Annotated in this window: 15 protein-coding genes; 6 read left to right on the forward strand and 9 right to left on the reverse strand. The window is 66.6% G+C overall.

Going from position 1 to position 19,388, the window contains the following annotated elements; genetic code table 11:
• Positions 1 to 205 precede the first annotated feature (205 nt).
• The 5 genes from G7Y50_RS05230 to G7Y50_RS11915 form a co-directional block, all read right to left on the reverse strand.
• The gene (locus tag G7Y50_RS05230; RefSeq protein ID WP_241159495.1) at positions 206 to 2,506 is read right to left on the reverse strand and encodes an ABC transporter ATP-binding protein; all 2,301 of its coding nucleotides are present in this window, start codon (positions 2,504 to 2,506) and stop codon (positions 206 to 208) included.
• A complete protein-coding gene (locus tag G7Y50_RS05235) occupies positions 2,497 to 3,255 on the reverse strand; it encodes a MarR family winged helix-turn-helix transcriptional regulator (RefSeq protein ID WP_165056629.1) in 759 nt (252 codons plus the stop codon). Before G7Y50_RS05235 ends, G7Y50_RS05230 begins: the two co-directional genes overlap by 10 nt.
• A gap of 234 nt (positions 3,256 to 3,489) precedes the next feature.
• Complete coding sequence (locus G7Y50_RS05240; protein WP_165056628.1) at positions 3,490 to 5,373, reverse strand: hypothetical protein; 1,884 nt, start codon at positions 5,371 to 5,373, stop codon at positions 3,490 to 3,492.
• Positions 5,366 to 7,633, reverse strand: a complete 2,268-nt coding sequence (locus tag G7Y50_RS05245) for an RND family transporter (protein ID WP_165056627.1) — start codon at positions 7,631 to 7,633, stop codon at positions 5,366 to 5,368. Before G7Y50_RS05245 ends, G7Y50_RS05240 begins: the two co-directional genes overlap by 8 nt.
• A 57-nt stretch (positions 7,634 to 7,690) precedes the next feature.
• Entirely contained in the window at positions 7,691 to 8,737 is a 1,047-nt protein-coding gene (locus G7Y50_RS11915) for a diacylglycerol kinase family protein (RefSeq protein WP_206214775.1), read from the reverse strand.
• Between the two features lie 520 nt (positions 8,738 to 9,257).
• Here G7Y50_RS11915 and G7Y50_RS05255 point away from each other — a divergent pair.
• The 4 genes from G7Y50_RS05255 to panD all read left to right on the forward strand — a co-directional run bounded on the left by G7Y50_RS05255 (position 9,258) and on the right by panD (position 12,709).
• A complete protein-coding gene (locus tag G7Y50_RS05255) occupies positions 9,258 to 10,349 on the forward strand; it encodes a Rossmann-like and DUF2520 domain-containing protein (protein WP_165056626.1) in 1,092 nt (363 codons plus the stop codon).
• A gap of 9 nt (positions 10,350 to 10,358) precedes the next feature.
• A complete protein-coding gene (gene panB, locus G7Y50_RS05260) occupies positions 10,359 to 11,186 on the forward strand; it encodes a 3-methyl-2-oxobutanoate hydroxymethyltransferase (RefSeq protein WP_165056625.1) in 828 nt (275 codons plus the stop codon).
• A gap of 117 nt (positions 11,187 to 11,303) precedes the next feature.
• Entirely contained in the window at positions 11,304 to 12,158 is an 855-nt protein-coding gene (gene panC, locus G7Y50_RS05265) for a pantoate--beta-alanine ligase (protein WP_165056624.1), read from the forward strand.
• Positions 12,159 to 12,325: 167 nt separating this feature from the next.
• Complete coding sequence (gene panD / locus G7Y50_RS05270) at positions 12,326 to 12,709, forward strand: aspartate 1-decarboxylase (protein WP_165056623.1); 384 nt, start codon at positions 12,326 to 12,328, stop codon at positions 12,707 to 12,709.
• A gap of 200 nt (positions 12,710 to 12,909) precedes the next feature.
• Here panD and G7Y50_RS05275 read toward each other — a convergent pair whose 3' ends face one another.
• Complete coding sequence (locus G7Y50_RS05275; protein ID WP_165056622.1) at positions 12,910 to 13,491, reverse strand: TetR/AcrR family transcriptional regulator; 582 nt, start codon at positions 13,489 to 13,491, stop codon at positions 12,910 to 12,912.
• A gap of 252 nt (positions 13,492 to 13,743) precedes the next feature.
• On the opposite strand from G7Y50_RS05275, the gene G7Y50_RS05280 reads away from it, so the two are divergent.
• Together G7Y50_RS05280 and G7Y50_RS05285 are read left to right on the forward strand one after the other, a co-directional pair.
• Positions 13,744 to 16,203 (forward strand): molybdopterin-dependent oxidoreductase, encoded by a 2,460-nt coding sequence (locus G7Y50_RS05280; RefSeq protein ID WP_165056960.1) that lies wholly within the window; start codon positions 13,744 to 13,746, stop codon positions 16,201 to 16,203.
• A gap of 1 nt (position 16,204) precedes the next feature.
• A complete protein-coding gene (locus G7Y50_RS05285; RefSeq protein ID WP_165056620.1) occupies positions 16,205 to 16,618 on the forward strand; it encodes a hypothetical protein in 414 nt (137 codons plus the stop codon).
• A gap of 506 nt (positions 16,619 to 17,124) precedes the next feature.
• Here the strand turns inward: G7Y50_RS05285 and G7Y50_RS05290 are convergent.
• The 3 genes from G7Y50_RS05290 to G7Y50_RS05300 are packed head-to-tail and all read right to left on the reverse strand — an operon-like array spanning position 17,125 to position 18,881.
• Entirely contained in the window at positions 17,125 to 17,577 is a 453-nt protein-coding gene (locus G7Y50_RS05290; RefSeq protein ID WP_241156631.1) for a hypothetical protein, read from the reverse strand.
• Positions 17,571 to 18,254 carry a flavodoxin domain-containing protein gene (locus tag G7Y50_RS05295; protein ID WP_165056619.1) on the reverse strand — a complete coding sequence of 228 codons (684 nt, stop codon included), beginning with the start codon at positions 18,252 to 18,254 and terminating at the stop codon, positions 17,571 to 17,573. Before G7Y50_RS05295 ends, G7Y50_RS05290 begins: the two co-directional genes overlap by 7 nt.
• Positions 18,255 to 18,881 carry a TetR/AcrR family transcriptional regulator gene (locus G7Y50_RS05300; RefSeq protein WP_165056618.1) on the reverse strand — a complete coding sequence of 209 codons (627 nt, stop codon included), beginning with the start codon at positions 18,879 to 18,881 and terminating at the stop codon, positions 18,255 to 18,257. It abuts the gene before it with no gap.
• Between the last annotated feature and the right edge of the window lie 507 nt (positions 18,882 to 19,388).

The raw sequence follows: 19,388 nt of genomic DNA on the forward strand, positions 1-19,388 counted from the left end.
CGACGCGGGGCGTCCTTTTTGCCTGACGAGGCGTAAGCTTGCTGCCTCACGGCCTCAGCCCGGGCGCGGCGGGCGCAGGCGCGCTCCTCGGGCGTCATCTCGTCGCGGGCCGCCGGCATGTCGGCGACGTCCTGCGCGCCGTGCGCGTGGGCGTCCATGACGGCGCGCGCGGCCTTCACGGCCTCGGGTTCCCTGACCTTGCCCTTCATGCAGCATCACCTCCCATCCCGAGTTCCTCTTCCGAGAGCTGCGACAGCGCGATGGCGCGGTACTCCTCGCAGTCCCGCATGAGCTCCTCATGCGTTCCCTTGCCCACCACGCGGCCCTCGTCGAGCACCACGATGCAGTCGGCTGTCTGTATGGTGGATATGCGCTGCGCCACGATCACGCGCGTCACGCCGCCGGCGTGGGCGTCGAGCGCGGCGCGCAGGTCGGCGTCGGTCTTGTAGTCGAGCGCCGAGAACGAGTCGTCGAACAGGAGCACCCGCGCGTCAGCCGCCAGCGCCCGCGCGATGCACAGGCGCTGCCGCTGGCCGCCTGAGACGTTGGTCCCGCCCTGCGAGATGGGCGCGTCCAGGCCGCCGGCCTTCTCGGCCACGAAGCCGGCAGCTTGCGCCACGGAGAGGGCCTCGTCCACGCGGGACGCCCTCATGCCCTCGTCGGCGTAGGCCACGTTCGACTCCACCGTGCCCGTGAACAGAAACGCCTTCTGCGGCACGTAGCCGATCTGCCCGCGCAGGTCGGACTGCGCCATTGCGCGCACGTCGACGCCGTCGAGGCGCACGGCGCCCGCGCTCACGTCGTAGAAGCGCTCGATAAGCTTGCACACGGTGGACTTGCCCGACCCCGTCGATCCGATGACGGCGAGCGTGCTGCCCGGCTCGGCCGTGAAGCTCACGTGCTCGAGCACGTACTCGCTCGCGTCGTCGTAGCGGAAGGACACGTCGTCGAAGACGATCCGGGCGCCGCGCCCGCGCGGGGCGCCCGGCGCAGGCGACGCGGCGGGCGCGCCCGCGGGCCCACCTGCTGCCGGCGGCACGACCGGCTCGCCCGCCGGCTCACCCGCTGCCGGCGGCACGGCCGAAGCGTCCGCCGGTTCGCCGGCTGCCGGTTCGCCCGCGCCCCTCACGCCCCTCACTGGCGACGCCGGGTCGGTGACGGAGGGCGGCGTCGCGAGCACCTCGTTGATGCGGCCCGCCGCCACTTCCGCGCGGGGCAGCATGATCGAGATCATGCCGATCATGAGGAAACTCATGATGATGACCATGGAGTAGGTGATGAACGCGATGAGGTCGCCCGTCTGGATGACGCCGGAGTCGACGTAGAGCCCGCCGATCCACACGATGCCGATCGATGTGACGTTCATGATGAGCATGAGCGCCGGCATCATGAAGGTCATGGCGCGGTTGGTGAACAGCTGGGTTCTCATGAGGTGGGTGGAGGCCACGTCGAAGCGCTCCTCCTCGAAGTCCTCGCGGTCGAACGCCCGCACCACGGGCAGGCCCGTGAGCATCTCGCGCGCCACCAGGTTCACGCGGTCGATGAGGGACTGCATGATGCGGAACTTCGGCATGACCACCTTGAACAGCACGGCGATCACCGCGAACACCGCGGCGATGGCCACCACGATGACCCAGCCCATGGAGGCGTTGGTGGACATGACCATGACGATGCCGCCCACGGCGAGGACGGGCGCGTAGAGCACCATGCGCATGAGCATGATCGACATCATCTGGATAAGCTGGATGTCGTTGGTGCCGCGCGTGATGAGCGAGGCGGCCGAGAACCGGCCGATGTCGCCCTCGGAGAACTCCATGACGCGCGTGAACAGGCGCTCGCGCAAATCGCGCCCGATGGCCGCGCCCGTGCGCGACGCCACGAGCCCCACCAGCACGGCGAGAGCGGCGCCTGCCGCGGCCAACCCCAGCATGGCCGCGCCCGTGCGCAGGAGGTAGCCCATCTGCATGCCGGACAGGTCGTAGCCGAGCGCCTCGTACTCGGCGCGCGCCGCGGCGACGCCCTGCTGCTCGACGATCGACTCCTCGACGTCGGTCATCGCCTCGCGCGCCGCCTCGACGGCGGAGAGGACCTCGGACTTCGGCAGCTGTCCCGCCTGGTAGGCGGCGAGCAGCTGGTCGAGGTCGACTCCATCCGCAAGCCCCTGCGCGCCGTGCGCGGCGATGAGCGGCAGCGTGAGCAGACGGTCGAGCTCCTCGATGCGCTCCCGCCCCGCGTCGTTCAGGCGCCACGCGCCCTCGTCGGCGTCGTACGAGCTGCGCAGCAGCTCCTCGTCGTCCTCAGACGACATCATGCAGGCGATCTCGAAGGTGCGCTCGGTCAGCTCGTCGGCAGCGACGTGCTCCACGCCCTGCTGCTGGATGCCCACGTCCACGATGTCGGAGGTCAGCCGCGGCAGCGACAGGTCGGCGGCGGCCTGGCCGATGAGCAGCACGATCACCATGAGCAGGGCCAGCTTGTGCTCGAGGAGGTAGCGGGCTATGCGCACGGGACCTCACCCGCCTCGCGCGGCGCGGGGGCGTCGCTTGCGGGGGCGGCCGCGCGCTCGCCTGCGCTTGCGGGGGCGGCTGCGCGCTTGCACGCGCCTGCGGGGGCACCTGCGGCGGCCGCGCTCTCGCACGCACTCCCAGCAGCCATGCGCTCGCACGCGCCTTCCGGCCGCGCGCCCGCCTCGGCACCGTCGCTCAGCTGAGCCTGGTACTCCACGATGAGGCGCATCGTCCGCAGCAGGGCGCGGAAGTTCTCCTCGCCCACGTACTCGATGAGCGCATGGGCCTGCGACGTGGCCACGGCGTCCACCTCGCGCGCCAGGCACAGGCCCGCCGGCGTCAGGTTGATGGCCACCGCGCGGAAGTCGTCGCCGCCACGCTCGCGCTCCACGAGCCCCTTCCCCTCGAGGCTCTTGAGCACCTGGGAGAAGGCCGAGGGCGTCACGTGCAGAAGCGCCGCCACGAAGCCGGGGCGCACCGGCTTCTCGCTCGCCCTCCTCTTCGCCATCATGACCATGTGCACGGCGCGCGCCTCGGTCGGCGTGAGGCCGTCGATGGACACGACGGGCATGAAGCGGTTCCTGCGGAGGAGGCGCGCGAGATCGAAGAACTCGTCGCGGAGCGCGTCGAAGACCTGCGCGCTCTCAGGGTTGCCGACCGTCGCGGAGACTGGAGCTGGGGCGCCCGGCGCTTCGCCTGCGCCCGTGCCCGCGCAGCCGCAAGCGCCTGCAGAGGTTTGCTCATTCATCGCTGCCCTTTCTGTTTAGTGCCGAATTTGTTTAGCAACTAAAGTAATGAAAGTGCCGCGACATTGCAACCCCTCAGGCAAAGCTCCCCACAAAGCCAGCGAAGGGAGCACATCTCGCCGATGGGCGTGCCCGCGCCCCATCCCAGGAACCAGCTTCAGGTCCGTGCGGGCGCGCGAAGACCCGAAGTCGCGCGGGCGCGCCCGCCACTTCGACGCACCTGCCGCCTCGGCGCGCTATCCCTGGAAGAGGGCCCAGAAGCGGTCGAGGAGGGCGAGCTCGGGAGCTTCCTCGACCACCGGCTCCTCGGCGGGCTTCTCGATGGCGGCGGTGGTGAGCACGAACTGCACCTCGGACGTGTGCTCGTTCCGGTCGGAGGTGAACGAGGCCGGCTCGAACGGGGGGAACTCGTAGTCGGCCATCATGCGCTCGATCTCGGCGCGCATGACGTCGGGCAGCCCCACGGTCACGCTGTCGAGCGCGCCTATGCCGCCCGCAAGCGCGCTGGCCCCGCTTGCCAGCTGGCTTGCGCCCCCGGCGTAAGCGTCAAGGTAGCCTGCGAGCTCCGGGTAGCTCTTCGAGAACGTGCGGATCTGCGCGATGACCGCCTTCACCTTCGCGACGTTCTCCTCGGAGAAAGCGCTCGCAACCTCGTCGATCTGCGCGGCGAGCTCCCGCAGCCGCGCGGCCAGCTCGTCATAGCCGCCCAGAAGCTCCTCGAGCGAGCCCTTGACGTCCTCCCATTCGCCCACCGCCTTCTGCGCGGCCTCATACGCCTGCTTGAGCTTCTCGAGGGCCGCGGCATCGGCCTCGGTCCCGCCCGCGCGCACAGCCGCGTCAAGGCCCTTCAGCTCGCCCTGCGTGACGCTGCTCGCCGAGAGCTCGTCCATCGAGGTCCCGAGCTCCCCCAGCGAGGCGTCCCCCGACTTCACCAGCTGCTCTATCTTCTCGGCGAGCTCGGTGAGCTTCCGGCTGAGCTCGGCGAGCTTCTCGGGGTCCAAGCTCTCGATCAGGCCGGACTCCTCGATGCGCGCAAGCGTCTCGTCGATCTGCGCCGAGACGCCCCCCAGCTCGCCCAGATACCCGTTGAGCGTGCCCACGAGCGTCTCGGTGCCGCCGGCGAACGCCTCCATCCCGCTCGCGAGCTCGGAGGTGCCGGCGGAGAGCTGGCTGATGGCGCTCGTGAGCTGCGACATCTCATCGACCATGCCGCTTGCGTCGGGCATCTCGATCACTGAGGTGTACGGCAAAGCCGCGATCTGCACGCCCGGCATCGTGAAGTCGCTCACCTGCGCGGTGAGCGTGAAGTCGCCGTCGTGCCCGGGCAGCACCGTGAACGTGGCCGTGCGGTCGGTGCCCGACAGGGCGAGCGTGGCGCCCTCGGCGGCCACGTCATGCGCCACCTCCCCGCCGAGCGTGAACGTGATCTGCATCATGTAGCTCTCGTAGAAGCCCTCGGGGACCTCGGCGGCGTCGTTGCGCTCCGTGGTCAGGTGCACCTTGAGCTCGCCGCTCGCGCCGGCGAGGTCGGCCGGGTCGACCGTGCGCCCGTCGAGCGCGTAGGAAAGCGCCACGTTCCACGGCAGCTCCACCTCGCTGAGGTTCCCCTGGTAAATGAACGACCCCGCCGGCGCGTCGAAGGCCACGGCCTCCCCGTCGCGCTCGAGCGGCTCCTGGCTGCTCAAGTTCGTCACCGCGTCGTACGCGCCGAAGTCCACGATGCGCCCCGGCTCGCTCACCTCGAAGCCGTTCACCACGTAGGCCGCCTCGGGGGCGCCCTCGGCCGTCAGCGACGCGTAGACGACCTCGGACTTCTCGAAGGAAGCCGTCGTCTCCTGCGCAGCGGGCCCCGCGGACGCGGCGTCGTTAGCCGGGGCCGCGGCGGCCGCGCTGGAGCCGCTCGCACCGACCACGCTGCCTGCGTCGCCTGCGGGCGCGCCGCCCTCCTTCGCCAGCGCCGTGGCGGTCAGCGCGCACGCCAAGAGGAGCGCGACGGCCAGAAGAGCCGCGTCGCGGCTGGTAACGCCGCGGGTGGCGGTGGCGGTGGCGCGGGTGGCGGTGGCGCGGGTGGCGTTAGCGCGGCTGCCAACGCCGCAGTTGGCGAAGGGTTTCTCACTCATGGTTCTCTCCTTTGCTCGCGCCCGCGAGGGATGCGGGCGGCGCGGAAGGCGCAGATGACGCGGAGGGCGCAGATGACGCAGCGGGCGAAACAGGCTCGCGTGCAGCGGACGGGACAGGCTCGCACACCGCGGACGGGACAGGCTCGCACACCGCGGCGGGCGCGCTCGCGCCCCCAGGCACGACGAGCGCCTCAGATGCGGAAGGCACGAAGAATCCCGCGCGGAAGGTGGTGCGGCGGATGATGCCGTCAAGGCCGATGAGCAGCGCGGGCAGAAAGCAGGTCACGAGCGCGAGCGATATGAGCGCGCCGCGCCCGAGGAGCAGACCGAGCGTCGACACCGCCGAGATGGACGACGAGAGCGACAACGCGAAGCCCGCCGAGGCCAGGATGCCCGCCGACACCAAAAGCGAGCGGAAGCTCGACCCGAGGGCCGCCGCTGCCGCCGCGCGCGCCGGCATCAGCTTCCGCGCGCGCAGGTAGTGCGTGGTGAGCAGGATGCCGTAGTCGATGGTGGCGCCGAGCTGCACGGTGTTGATCACCAGGTAGCCGATGAAGTTGATGGGCGTGCCCGTGAAGTACGGGATGCTCAGGTTGATCCAGATGCCCGACTCGATGGCGAGCAGGAGCGCGAAGGGCAACGCGAGCGAGCGGAAGGTGACGAGCAGCACCGTGAAGATGGCGATCACCGCCACCAAGCTCACCACCACGTTGTCAACCGACACCACGTTGCGCATGTCATAGAGGTTCGCCGACTGCCCGGCCGTGTAGAACGTGTCGTAGTGGCGCGCCGTCGTCTGCGCGATCTCCTCCACCGTGGCGAACGCCGCGTCGCCCTCCACCTCGGTGTCGACCGACGCCACGATGCGCGCGTACTCGTCGGAGTAGAACTGCGAGGTCACGCCCTCGCCGAGCCACTCCTGCGGGATGGCCGCGCCTACCATGGACGCGTACGACATCACGCCCGTCACGTGGTCGAGCTGCGCCAGGTCGTCCGACAGCGCCGCTTCGGCCGCGATGTTGCCGCGCGGCACGAGCACCGCCACCACGTTCTGCTGCCCGAACTCCTCGCGCACCGCCGCCGTGTCGGCGCCCGAGCGCAGCGTGAGGTCAGGCTGGCCGTTCGAGTAGGTGAAGGTGGTGTGCGCCTGCCCCAGGAAGGCAGGCACCACCAGCGCGAGCACGAGCACGAGCGCCGGCACGCGCACGTGGCGCAGCACCTTGTCGACGCCCGCGAACGAGGGCATGAGCGGGCGGTGCGCCGTCTTGTCGATGAGCTTGCATAGAAGGAGCGTGACTGCGGGAAGGAACACCACCACGGTCACGAAGCTGAGCACGATGCCCTTGACCAGGTTGAGCCCCAAGTCGGCGCCGATCTGGAACTGCATGAAGGACAGCGCCGCGAAGCCGAACAGCGTGGTCACGGCGCTCGCCGCGATGGTCGACACCGAGGAGCGCATGGCGCGCGCCATGGCGGCTTCCACGCCGTCGCCGCGCTGGCGCTCGAAGGAGAACGCATGCAAAAGGAAGATGGCGTAGTCGAGCGACACGGCCAGCTGCAGGATGGGGCTCACCGAGAACGTGATGAACGACACCTCGCCGAGGATGAGGTTCGTCCCCATGTTGATGAGGATGGACACGCCGATGGCCAGCAGAAACAGCACGGGCTCGATCCACGAGAGTGTCGAGAGCACAAGCAGGAGGACGATGGCCGGGACCACGATGGCAACCGCCATGCCCACCTGCTCGACCACGCTCGACTGCATCTGCGCGATGTCGGCCGCGTCGCCCGAGACGGCGTTGCCCTCGCCGAGCGCGTCGACGTAGGCGCGCAGGGCGGCGACGCCCGGGCCTTCCTCGCCCTCCGCGACCGACACCTGGAAAAGCGCCGTGCCGTCCTTGTAGTAGGCCTCCACCGTGGAAGGGTCGAGCACCTCGAGCGGCACCGTCACGTCGACCATGTCATCGAGCCACATGACGTCCTCGACGCCGTGAAGGTCAGCGAGGCCGGCCTTCACAGCGAGCGCGTCGGCCACCGACACGTCGCGCACCATCACGTAGGCGTTCGGGATGGCCTGGTCGAACTGGGTGGTCATGATCTCGACCGCCGTGGTCGACTGGGCCGAGGGCGGCAGATAGTCCGCCATGTCGTAGTTCGTGCGCACGAACGGGATGCACGCCGCGCACACGACCGCCGCGACGAGAAACGCCGCAACCACCGCGCGCCGATGCGCGATTATTCCGCTGATGAGCCGGTCCATACGCAGCTTCTACCCCATCTAAGACGTGCCGTCCGCCTCGTATGATAGCGCGAGAGCCTACCCCATCAGCACCTTGAGCGCACGCGGCACCATATCCACGCAAAACCGCGTGCCCTCGATCCGCTCGCCGTCAGCCTGCGCGGCGAGCGGGCGGTCGAACGTCACTTCGAGGCGGCGCGCGCGGAGCTGCTCGATCTGGCGGAAGCGCACGTGGTGCCCGCCCTTCGCCAAAAGGAAGAGGACCATGGCGGAAAGCGAATTCAAGGGCGGGTGCGCGAGGCAGATGTCAAAGAGGCCGTCGGCAGGGTCGGCCTGGGGGCACACCTTGAAGCGCCCGCCGTAGGTGGGGCCGATCTGCACGGCGAAGAGGTAGGACTCCCCGGAGATCGCGCGCGCGGGGCCTGCGGGAGCGGGCGCGTCGGCGGGGGCCGCGGGCGCGGCGGACGCAGGCGCGGGGGGCTCGCCTGAGACCGGGGCGTCGGCAGTCGCGTCGCTGGCGGCCGCATCGCCGGCGACGCCCTCCCCTCCTTCGAGCTTGGCCTCGTAGCGCGCGGACACGAGGTGGTGCAGCATCTGGTCGATGCCGCTCTCCAGGTAGAGCAGCGTGCCGGTGCGCCCCGTGCGGCGGCGGCGCTCGACCGTGTCGAGCGCGATGGCCGCGTCGAGGCCGAACGACAGCGTTTCCACGAAGAACTCGCCGTTCACGCACCCCACGTCGAGCAGGCACGCGTTGCACTCGAGCACCTGCGCGACCGCGCGCTCGATGCGCGACGACATGCCAAGCGTCGCCGCGTAGTCGTCGCCCGAGCCCATGGGGATCACGCCGAGCATGGGGCGCGCAACCTCGTCGCGGCGCATAAGGCCGCCCGCCACCTCGTGCACGAGCCCGTCGCCGCCGACGGCGAGCACGGTGCCGTACGCCTGGTGGAGGTGCTCCGCTATCTCGGCGGCGTGCCCCGGGCCCGCGGTGAGCATCACGTCGAAGGCGTCGGGCGTGCCGAACGCGCGCAGGAGCTCCTCCTCCACGCGCGACGCCGCCTGCGCTCCCGCGCCGTTTCGCGCCGCCGGGTTCACCACCACCGCGATGCGCCTGAACCTGTTCACCTCTCACCTTCCCTTGCATGAGCCGAACACGAGCCGCAACGCGCGCCAGGCCGTGCATGAATCGAACGCGAATCGGGGCGCAAGCCAAGCCGTGCAGAAAACGAGAGCCATTTTGGCAGAAATCTTCAGTTCTTTGTCTTCCCGTATCCCCGGCAAGCCCCATTGGGGCCCCGATTGAGCTGTTTTGTACATCATACCTGACATATTGCGAGCAATCGGATCTCTTTTGGAGTCCGTAACCCTTTCGAACGACAAACATCTGAAGATTTCTGCCAAAATGCGCGCCCAAATCTGCACGGCCCGCGCGGAAAGCCCGCAAGTCCTGCGGGACAGCCCGCTCGGAAAGGTCACCCGCCCCGCGGGACGACCCGCTCTCGCGACCCGCCTCGCCTCACGGGAAAGCCCGCTGGGGAGCCGGCCGCACGATGCGATCTTGTGGTGCGCGAGATCGCACGCTAGAATGCGGATGTGGACGATATCCTCCGCAAGGGAGGAACCGTACCCGCATGAAAGGACTCATATGAACGTTGGCTTCATAGGAGCCGGCAAGGTAGGAGGCGCGCTCGGGCGATACTTCGTCGCGCACGACATCCCCGTGACCGGCTATTATGACGTGTGCCCTCCCGCGGCGCAACGTGCGGCGCAGCATACCGCGACCGCCACGTTCCCCGACGCCGCCTCCTTGGCCGCGTCAAGCGACACCATCCTCCTCACCGTTCCCGACTCGGTCATCACGCCTGCCTGGCATACCCTGCGCGACGCCTGCGCCGAGGCGGGCGCGCTCGAAGGCAAGGTCATCTGCCACTGCAGCGGCTGCATGCCCGCACGCGCCATCGACGATGCGGCGTCCTGCGGCGCCCACGCCGCGAGCGCCCACCCGCTCCTCGCCGTGAGCGACCCCCTCATGAACCTCGGCGTGCTCGAAGGCGCGCACATCACCCTCGAGGGCGACGCGACGGCCGTCGACGCGCTGCGCGGGCTGCTGGCGAGCCTGCCCAACCCCCTGCACGCCATCAACGAGGGCGACAAGGTGCGCTACCACGCCGCAGCCGTGCTGGCGAGCAACCTCGTGCTCGCCCCGCTTGCCGCCGCCGAGCGCCTCATGGCCTCCTGCGGCTTTGACGAGCATGACGCGCGCGAAGCGCTTGAGCCCCTCGTCAGGGGAAACGTCGACGCGTTCTGCTCGCGCGGCGCGGTGGGCGCCCTCACGGGCCCCGTCGAGCGCAACGACGCGACCACCGTCGAGGGGCACCTGCGCGCGCTCGACGCGCACGACCCCGCGACGGCCCGCCTCTACCGCGTGCTCACCGCCGCGCTCGTCGGCATCGCGCAGGCCAAGCACCCCGACCGCGACTACGCGCCGCTCGCCGGCACGCTCGAGCCTGGGGCCGCCGCCCCCGCCGACGCCTCGGCCGCCAGCCCCAGCGAACCCGACCCTAGTGCCGCCGCAACCACTGCCAGCCCCACCGGCGCGGACCCCGCCGCCAGCACCCCCGCCAACGTCGCGGCGGCCGCCGCCCCCAGCGCAGCCGCCAGCCCCAGCGGCTCCGCCAGCACCCCCGCTCCCAGCTCCGCCAGCGCCGACACCCACCCCACCCCCACCACCCGTTAGGAGAACCCCATGAAGAACACCGTTTCCACTTTCGCCAAGGCCAAGAAGGACGGATCGCGGCTCTCGATGCTCACCGCCTACGACTACACCACCGCGAGCCTCGTCGACGCAGCAGGCGTCAACGGCATCCTCATAGGCGACTCGCTCGGCATGACCATGCTCGGCCTGCCCGACACGCTCGGCGTGACCATGGACGACATGGTGCACCACACCCGCGCCGTCGCGCGCGGCGCGAAGGAGGCGCTCGTGGTGGCCGACATGCCGTTCATGAGCTACCACCTCTCCTGCGCGCAGGCGGTCGAGAACGCCGGGCGCCTCGTGAAGGAGGGCGGCGCGCAGGCCGTGAAGATCGAGGGCGGCGCGCAGTTCGCGCCCGAGATCGAGGCCATCACGCGCGCGTCTGTCCCCGTGATGGGGCATCTGGGCCTCACGCCGCAGTCCATCAACGCGTTCGGCGGCTTCAAGGTGCAGGGCAAGAGCACCGAGGCGGCGCAGCGCATCGTCGACGACGCGCGGGCTATCGAGGCGGCCGGCGCGTTCGCCGTGGTGCTCGAGTGCATCCCCGCCGAACTCGCGCGCATCGTGACCGACGCCGTGGGCATCCCCACCATCGGCATCGGGTCGGGCGCGGGCTGCGACGGGCAGATCCTCGTCTACCAGGACATGCTCGGCATGTTTGACGACCTGACGCCGAAGTTCGCGCGCCGCTTCGCCGAGGTGGGCACGCTCATGAAGCAGGCGTTCGCCGACTACGACGCCTGCGTGAAGGACGGCTCGTTCCCCGCGCCCGAACACACCTTCGCCGCCCCCGCCGGCACGTTCGACGACGTCAAGTAGCGCCGCACGCTCCCGGCGCACCTGCCTGCGGGCGCGCGAAGCCGCACGCTCCCACCGCTGCGCGACGTCGCGCGCCCGCCTATCCGCACACCCGCCTTCCCCTTGAAAGGACCTTCCATGACGAGAATCATCACCACCATTGCCGAAGTTCGCCAGATCGTGCGCGACTGGCGCGCCGCCGGGCAGACCGTCGGGCTCGTGCCCACCATGGGGTATCTGCACGAGGGGCACCAGAGCCTCATCGAGCGTTCCGTGGCCGACAACGACCGCACCGTGGTCAGCGTGTTCGTGAACCCCACCCAGTTCGGCCCGAACGAGGACCTGGAGAGCTATCCGCGCGACCTCGAGCACGACCGCGCGCTCGCGGAGGCGACGGGCGCTGACGTGATCTTCCACCCCACGCCCGCGGAGATGTACTACCCCGACCGCCGCACCACCGTGCACGTCGACGAGCTGGGAAGCGAGCTGTGCGGCAAGAGCCGCCCCATCCACTTCGACGGCGTGTGCCTGGTGGTGAGCAAGCTGCTCAACATCGTCACGCCCGACCGCGCGTACTTCGGGCAGAAGGACGCCCAGCAGCTGCTCATCGTGCGCCGCATGGTGCGCGATTTGAGCTTCGGCGTCGAAATCGTGGGCTGTCCCATCGTCCGCGAGGCCGACGGGCTGGCGAAGAGCTCGCGCAACACCTACCTCTCGCCTGAGGAGCGCGCCGCCGCCGTGGTGCTGTCGCGCTCGCTTTCCGCAGGCCGCGCCGTGCTCGAAGGCGGCGAGCGGCGCGCGTCCGCCGTGCGCCAGGCCGTCCTCGACGTGCTCGCCGCCGAGCCGCTCGCCGCGCCCGAGTACGTCGAAGTGGTCGACACCGACGACGTCAACCCCGTGGAGGCGGTGGAAGGCAAGGTGCTCGTGGCCATCGCCGTGCGCATCGGGAGCACGCGCCTCATCGACAACTTCTTCTTCACGCCCGCGCGCTAGCCCGAGCGCCCCATTCACGCTGGCACGCTGGCGCGCGAGCGGCCTGTTCACGCTGGCACTCTGGCGCCCGAGCGCCCTGTTCGCGCCCGCGTGCCAGCGCAAGCGCCTAAGCCCCACCTCAGCCGTCCCGTCCGCCCCACACGAGAAAGACAAGCGAGAGAAACGCCATGCAACTCACCATGCTCAAGGGAAAGATCCACCGCGCGACCATCAGCCAGGCCGAGCTCAACTACGTGGGCTCCATCACCGTCGACCCCGAGCTCTTGCGCGCCGCGGGCATCCTGGAGTACGAGATGGTGCAGGTGGTCGACGTGAGCAACGGCGCGCGCTTCGAGACCTACACCATCGCCGGCGAGCCCGGCAGCGGCATGGTCTGCGTGAACGGCGCCGCCGCGCGCCTCGTGCAGCCCGGCGACACGTGCATCATCATGTGCTACTGCCAGATGTCGCCTGACGAGGCGCGCGAGCACCGCCCGCACGTGGTGTTCGTCGACGAGGACAACAAGCCCGTCGAGGTCACCCGCTACGAGCGCCACGGCGAGATCAGGTAGCGAACGACAGAGCCGGCCGAACAACCCGTCCGCTCCACGTGAGCAAGGCCCTCGATTACTCCATCGACGACCTTGGGGAGACACGTGAAATGCTCCACGACCCCGACGAATACCGAGCCGGACGCTTGGAGACCATGACTGCCGAAGAGACAAGGAATGCCTGTGGGCTCATAAGGTCGCACGCTGACCAAACGATAGAGTCACGCCCGCAAGCCCGCACGTATGGCGGCGAGGGACATGTCGGTGATCGAGCGCGCGACGTCCTCGATGTCCTCGCGCATGCCTGAGCGTATCCAGGCAATCTGCACGGCCACATAGCCGCTAGCGGCATACGTGAACGTTCGCTCCATTTTCGACTCAGGGACACCCGTGTTCTCGCCACCCCATTCGCGCAGCCACGACTCCCGGGAAAGGTTCCACAGCTTTTGAGCCATATCGCCCAAAATACCCGGCTCCAGGGAGAGGACGAGAGAAAGCTCCCTGTTCTCCTTGGTAACGCGCAAAATCTCGCAAGTAACCTCGAAAAGCGAGGACGAGCCGACGTTTCGCATTGATCTCTGCACCTCCTCGAAGGACTCCTCCTGGATCTCCTCGAACAGGTTGAGAGGCGATTTGTAATGCGCGTAGAACGTGTTGCGGTTCACGTCCGCGGCTCGGCAGAGCTCGCTCGTCGTGATTGCCGCCAAGGGCTTGACACGCAGCAGGCGAATCAAGCTCTTTCTGAGCGCCTGCCGCGTTCTCTTGACCCTGCGGTCTTCCGATGCCGCCTTTTTCCCATCCATGATGACCTCTCCTCACGAAGTGCTTTCCAGCTGGAACTCCGCCATGCGCAATCGAACACCTCGAAGCTCTTTTGGTCGATAACGAACGAATGATAGCACACACTTTGTTCGTTATTGACCGCTTTGTATTATGCAGTTATTCGCTGATGCATCAAGCGGTAACTGGATCGCCTGCCGGGCAGCCACGATGGGACGCAACACCGACCACATGACGTCCAGCGGGCAAAAGAGGAGAAGAGAGTGAGGGTAGCTATGCCGAGTGAAGAGAAGGTAACCTACAACCTCTGCCAAGGCTGGGGATGCCATGAGCATTGCCTCGTGGAAACGCATGTCAAGGACGGCAAGATCGACCGCGTGCAGAAATGCCTGTTCCCTGGAAAGAGGCCGGCGAACGACATCTGCATGAAGGGCATCCTGTCAGCGAAGATCCCCTACGCGAAGGATCGCATCCTGCATCCGCTCAAGCGCGTGGGAGAGCGTGGAGAGGGCAAGTTCGAACAGATCAGCTGGGATCAGGCGCTCGACGAGATCTCGGCGAAGATCACCGAGGCCGCCGAGAAGTACGGCTCGAGGTCTATCATCCTCAACCAGTTCTGGTGCGGTTATCCGGGAGACTGGAAGAGCACGCACAACGATCTGATTTACAGGCTTGCTTTCGCCTATGACGCGTCCATCCTTGAGTACCAGGCAGTGGATTATGGCCTTACGTTCGGCACCGCCGTCGTCAATGGCCTGTTCACCGTGAACTCCAGACGTCTTCCCGAAGATGTAGGCAAGGAGATCATCATCTGGGGAGGCAATCCGCTCGGGTTCACGCGCCCGGCGGCGTCGACGCACTTCCTGCTCGACGCCCAGGAGCGCGGGGTCAAGCTCGTCCACATCTCAAACCTCTTCGACGTGACATCAGCCCGCGCCGACCAGTGGGTGCCCGTCAAGTCGGGAACCGACGGCGCGCTGGCGCTCGGCATGTGCAGCGTAGTCATCGAGGAAGGGCTTTACGACGCCGAGTTCCTACTCGACAAGACGTCTGCCGCCTATCTGGTTAACACGGAGACGGGCGCTTACGCCCGGGCGGCCGAGCTCATCGAGGGCGCTGGCGAAGGCGATTTCGTCGCAGCCGACAAAGACGGCAACCTGGGCGTCGTGGCCCATCCGATGGGACAGCCCTTCGCAGGATACGGCGACCTCACACCCGACCTGTTCGCGACCATCGAGGCAAACGGCGCCGTCTACAAGACCTCGATGCAGCTGCTGCGCGAGTTCTGCCAAGAGTGGACGCCCGAGCACCAGGAGACGGTAACGGGCGTACCCGCCGAGACGTGCAGACAGGTGGCACGCGAGTACATCGCAAACTCTCCGGCGATCATCTACCTGTACTACGGACTTCGCTATCCCAATGCGGTCCAGTCGAACCGAGCAATACTTACTCTCGCACTGCTCGCGGGAAATGTTGGACGCAAAGGCGGCACCATCATGCTTGCTGGTCAGGGCGATCAAACCACCATGTATGGCATGGACCAAAACGTCATTAGGTTCCCTCGCGAGGTCAGGGGAATGAGCGACAGGGTGACGATCGAGACGATTCTGGAGAGCTTTGAAAACCCCGACGTGCAGCAGTACAAAGTTTGGCTGAACTGCATGGGCAATCCGTTGCTCAACTGGCCGAACAAGGACATGTGGCGCAGGCGCATTCTCCCGAACATAGACCTGTTCGTGTCGTGGGAGATTCGCATGACGGACACGGCACGCTATGCCGACTACGTGCTGCCCGAGACCACGACATTCGAGCGTTACGAGACCGTCTGCGACACCGACAACTGCGTCATGTATTGCGAGCCCGCCATCGAACCGCTTGGCGAGGCGAAGAGCACCGCTTGGATCTTCAGCGAGATCGCAAAGCGCATAGGCGTCGGCAGCGAATTCGACCTTACAGCTGAAGAGTGGCAGCGCGTACGTATCGACGAGGGAATGAAGGGCAAAAACGCCATCGTGTTCGACGACGGCCAAAACCCCATCGGAACGGAACCTATCACTTACGATACGCTCAAGAAGAAGAAGGTCATGCGTGTTGATATCCCACCGATGATTCCCGAAGACGGACTCTCGATGGATGCGCACACGACTACGACCGGCCGATTCGAGTTCTACAACGAGTTGCTGAACGGCATCGGCCACCCATTCGGCGATTTTGAGCCCATCGACATCCTTGACGATGAAAGGCGCGCTGAGTATCCGCTCCAGTTTTACGTCGGACGTCACAAGTACTTTATGCAGGGCCAGTTCACCAACATTGCCGAGAACCATCTTCTTGCAGAGAAGCAATTCGGCGTTGCGCTCAATCCTGTTGAAGCAAAGAAGCGAGGCATGGTCGATGGCGAGATAGTCAACGTGGTTAACTCACGCGGAACGATGAGGGTTCCCCTCCAGCTTCGCGACGACATCCCGATGGGCATGGCGCACACATGGTACAGTTTCGACGAGAAGCACTACCCGAACACGTGCTGCCCTCAGGATCTCATGCATGCAGAGAACACTCCTGAGCGTGAGACCGCTGTAATGAGGACCTACTATCCCGCATACGCATATGTGAATATCAATGTGCTAGGTACACCGCAGGTCATGACCCATGTTGCAGGCCCCTACACCCCCGAAGGACTGTGGAACCAGCTCTGCGACGTCCGAAAAATCACGAGCGACGGGAAGGAGGCCTAACATGGCGAACACGATTCTCGTGAACATGAATCGCTGCACGGGCTGTTGGACGTGCTCGATGGCCTGCAAGAGCGCACATCATTTGGATGTCAAGGAGTTCTGGCAGTACGTGCGCACCATCGGCGGCGGTGAGATCGACCAACCGGGCGGCGAATGGCCGAACCTGTACATGAAATGGATGCCCATCTGGAAGCAGAAGTGCGCGAAGTGCTCGGGCGACGCGAGCACGTACGGCAAGCCTTACTGCGTGTACAACTGCCCAGCGGGAGCGCTTACCTACGGGAACGCCGACGATCCGCAGAGCGAGCTGTCGAAGCGCAAGCAGGAGCTGCTCGACAAGGGATTCCGCGTCTACGAGATCCCCGAGTGGGAGGAAACGCGCGAAGGCATCTTATACGCCGAGAATAGCATCTAGCGACAACGCCGAACGAGGCGCCGGACGGTAACGCTGCGCACGAGCGCTGGGCGCAATGGCACCGAGCGATGACGTCGAGCGTCGGCTGGATCACTCCTCATCTGCTCGCATGCAGAGCGCCCGGCCGACGCCTCGTCGGCCGGGCGCTTCTCTTCGCGTTCGCAGGCTGCTGACTTCTCACCTGCCTGCCATAAGTCCGCGCGCTCCCCAAAAGCGAAGGGGCGGAGATCCCTCCGCCCGGCTTTGACGGGCCCAACCCCGAAGGGCCAACCCAACACCCTTGTACTATGCGCACCTCAAAGCGACAAGAGCTCCGACGCTTTGAGGTGTATAAAGGAATCGTCGCACGGAACGGCGATATTGCTAAAAGCTGGATGATTCCGAGGAGTCCGGTCCTCTGATTGCGGCGCTCGCGCGCATCGGCGCCTCCAGGGCGTGAGGTCGCAGCCCGAAACCACCGCACGCCGTCACGACGCGCGATCGCAGCCCGAACTCAGCGCGCGCCGTCACGACGTGCGACCATAGCCGCGGCCGTGGTCGCAGTGCGCGAACGCGCGAGCGCTTGCAGCCAGCTGCATGACGCCCAGCGCCAGGTAGAACACGGACAGCCCGTTGGGGATGAATGCCATCTCGAAGGCGGTCCACGCAATCAGCAGCGCGCCCGCAACACAGCCCCAAGCATAGGACGCCCTGCGATCGCCGCGAAACCGCAGCGCGAGCGCAACGACGTTCGGCACGCCGTTCACCAGCACGAGGGCAAGCCCCGGCCACAGGAAGTCGCCCTTCATGAAGCCCGGCAGCGGAAGCGGGTCGAGCAGCGACACCGACATCCAGTCGTTCCATGAGAGCGGAAGGGCCCACAGCGCGCTCGCCATCATCCAGAGCCCGCACACAAGCGCGCACACCCCATCGAACCAGTTCATGAAGAGCGCGAACCCGCGCGCCGTCTTGTCTAGCATGTCTTTCGCACCTCACTTGCCTTGCCGGCCCTGCCTGGCTCGCATGACCCGCGCGCCCTGCCCGCCGCGCCCGGTTCGCTCACCGCGCTTGCTGCGCTTTCCGCACCCGGCTCGCCCGCCGCGCCTTCGGCACTCTCAAGATCGGCAATATGCTCGAGCACCGGCCTGAGGTACTCGCGGCTGGTGCCGTCGAAGCCCTTCCGCATGATGTCGAGCATTTCCCCAGCTTTCTGATCGCCCTGCGCGCTCTTTCCGAGCATGCGGAAGAACAGGCGCATGGCCACCCTGTCGGCCACACCGAGCCGATCGAGGTCGAATCCCCCGTGGCAGTAGAAATGCGGAAGGTTCGGGTATTCCGCCTTCGGGAAAGTCCTGCGAAATGCCTGCTCGATCTCGCCTTCGCTCGACCAGCCCGAAGCGGGCGGGGGCGTGGCCCCTGTTGCCAGGACGATCACGTGCATGGCGGGGTGCCGCGCCATAACCTGCTTGACCCACGTGGCGCCCTTGATCGTCGCCGCATGAAACCAGCTGCAAAAGACGAGGACATCCAGCGCCTCAACGTCAACGCTGCTGCGGCCGGCATAGGCAACGGCCCTGCACCCAAGATCCTCCGCCAGCCACGTGGCGTACTTTTCGGTGAATCCCGTCTGGGAGCAGTAGACAACCGCCTTGTTCATTTACCTCCCCTTCCCCTTCTGCTCGTGCGCCGCGTTGAACGCGGACAGGTGCCTTTCGCAAAACTCCTTCGCGTCGCTTGCGCCCATCTCGGAGTCGATGGCCATGAGCATGGGGCCGTGGAACTGCTCGGCGGCAAGCCGCACGTCACAGGGGCGAAAGACCCCGACGTCCACCAGATGCGAGAAGACCGCCTCCTGCAGTTCGATCGGGCGCGTGACGAACACCGCCCGGTAGAGCTCGGCGCACCTCGCGTCCCCGTAGCGGCTGATCGCGAGCATGCGCCGGAAAAGCCGTATCCTGCCGTCCTCGAAGAACGGCGCGTAGCTGTCCCAGACCAGCTTTGCGAGGGCGGTCCCCCCAGCCTCCGCGTAGGCATGCGGGTCATCATCCGGCCTGGCGATGGCCCCGGCGCTGCGCACGCAATCCTCGACGTACGCCGCCTCGCGCTCCACTAACGCGTCGAATACCTCCCGCTTCCCGCTGAAGTGGTTGTAAAGCGACGCGGCCTTGACTCCCACGGCGCCCGCTATGTCGCGCACGGTCGTCGCCGCGTACCCCTTTTGGCCGAACAGCGCGAAGGCTTCGTCCAGTATGCGCTCCCGCGCGTTCCCTCCGGCTTTCGACACGGCTCCTCCTTGCTGCAACCTGCACGCGTACACTAACTAACATTTGTTAGCTTAACAGAGCAACAGGCGCATGACAAGGCTCACAGCAAGGATGGACTGGAGAATCTAGGCTTGTTCTCTGCTCGTCCTCCGTTGATGCGACGGCAGGCAGAACGAAGATCCCAGGGATCGCTGGGAAGCGGGAATGCCGCATCATCTCCCTTGAGGGCCTTGGGGCCTAGGTACGGAGAATGCCCGCATTCCCTTATTGGGGGCCTTAACGTTCGAAACACCGACAACGCCCTCTTTGCATCCACAACTCGAAAAAGTTGGATGGAAAATGCCCGTTGTCGGTGCCTTGAGCCCCAAAAACCACCGACAATGCGCCTTTCTCATCCACTTTTTCCGGGAAATCGCCGATAACGGCCTTGTTTCATCCAGAATCGCCTGAGGGGTGGATGCAAAAGCGCCGTTATCGGCAATGAGGGATTAATCTGTGGGATATAGGCAGAAAAGTGTGTAAAGAGT

The organism is Adlercreutzia sp. ZJ176, assembly GCF_011038975.1.
GTDB lineage: Bacteria > Actinomycetota > Coriobacteriia > Coriobacteriales > Eggerthellaceae > CAAEEV01.

Bases quoted from the DNA above. Each gene is read 5' to 3' on its own strand.
- G7Y50_RS05235 (WP_165056629.1), bottom strand. From the start codon at position 3,255: ATGAATGAGCAAACCTCTGCAGGCGCTTGCGGCTGCGCGGGCACGGGC.
- G7Y50_RS05240 (WP_165056628.1), bottom strand. From the start codon at position 5,373: ATGAGTGAGAAACCCTTCGCCAACTGCGGCGTTGGCAGCCGCGCTAAC.
- G7Y50_RS05245 (WP_165056627.1), bottom strand. From the start codon at position 7,633: ATGGACCGGCTCATCAGCGGAATAATCGCGCATCGGCGCGCGGTGGTT.
- G7Y50_RS05255 (WP_165056626.1), top strand. From the start codon at position 9,258: ATGAACGTTGGCTTCATAGGAGCCGGCAAGGTAGGAGGCGCGCTCGGG.
- panB (WP_165056625.1), top strand. From the start codon at position 10,359: ATGAAGAACACCGTTTCCACTTTCGCCAAGGCCAAGAAGGACGGATCG.
- panC (WP_165056624.1), top strand. From the start codon at position 11,304: ATGACGAGAATCATCACCACCATTGCCGAAGTTCGCCAGATCGTGCGC.
- panD (WP_165056623.1), top strand. From the start codon at position 12,326: ATGCAACTCACCATGCTCAAGGGAAAGATCCACCGCGCGACCATCAGC.
- G7Y50_RS05275 (WP_165056622.1), bottom strand. From the start codon at position 13,491: ATGGATGGGAAAAAGGCGGCATCGGAAGACCGCAGGGTCAAGAGAACG.
- G7Y50_RS05280 (WP_165056960.1), top strand. From the start codon at position 13,744: ATGCCGAGTGAAGAGAAGGTAACCTACAACCTCTGCCAAGGCTGGGGA.
- G7Y50_RS05285 (WP_165056620.1), top strand. From the start codon at position 16,205: ATGGCGAACACGATTCTCGTGAACATGAATCGCTGCACGGGCTGTTGG.
- G7Y50_RS05290 (WP_241156631.1), bottom strand. From the start codon at position 17,577: ATGCTAGACAAGACGGCGCGCGGGTTCGCGCTCTTCATGAACTGGTTC.
- G7Y50_RS05295 (WP_165056619.1), bottom strand. From the start codon at position 18,254: ATGAACAAGGCGGTTGTCTACTGCTCCCAGACGGGATTCACCGAAAAG.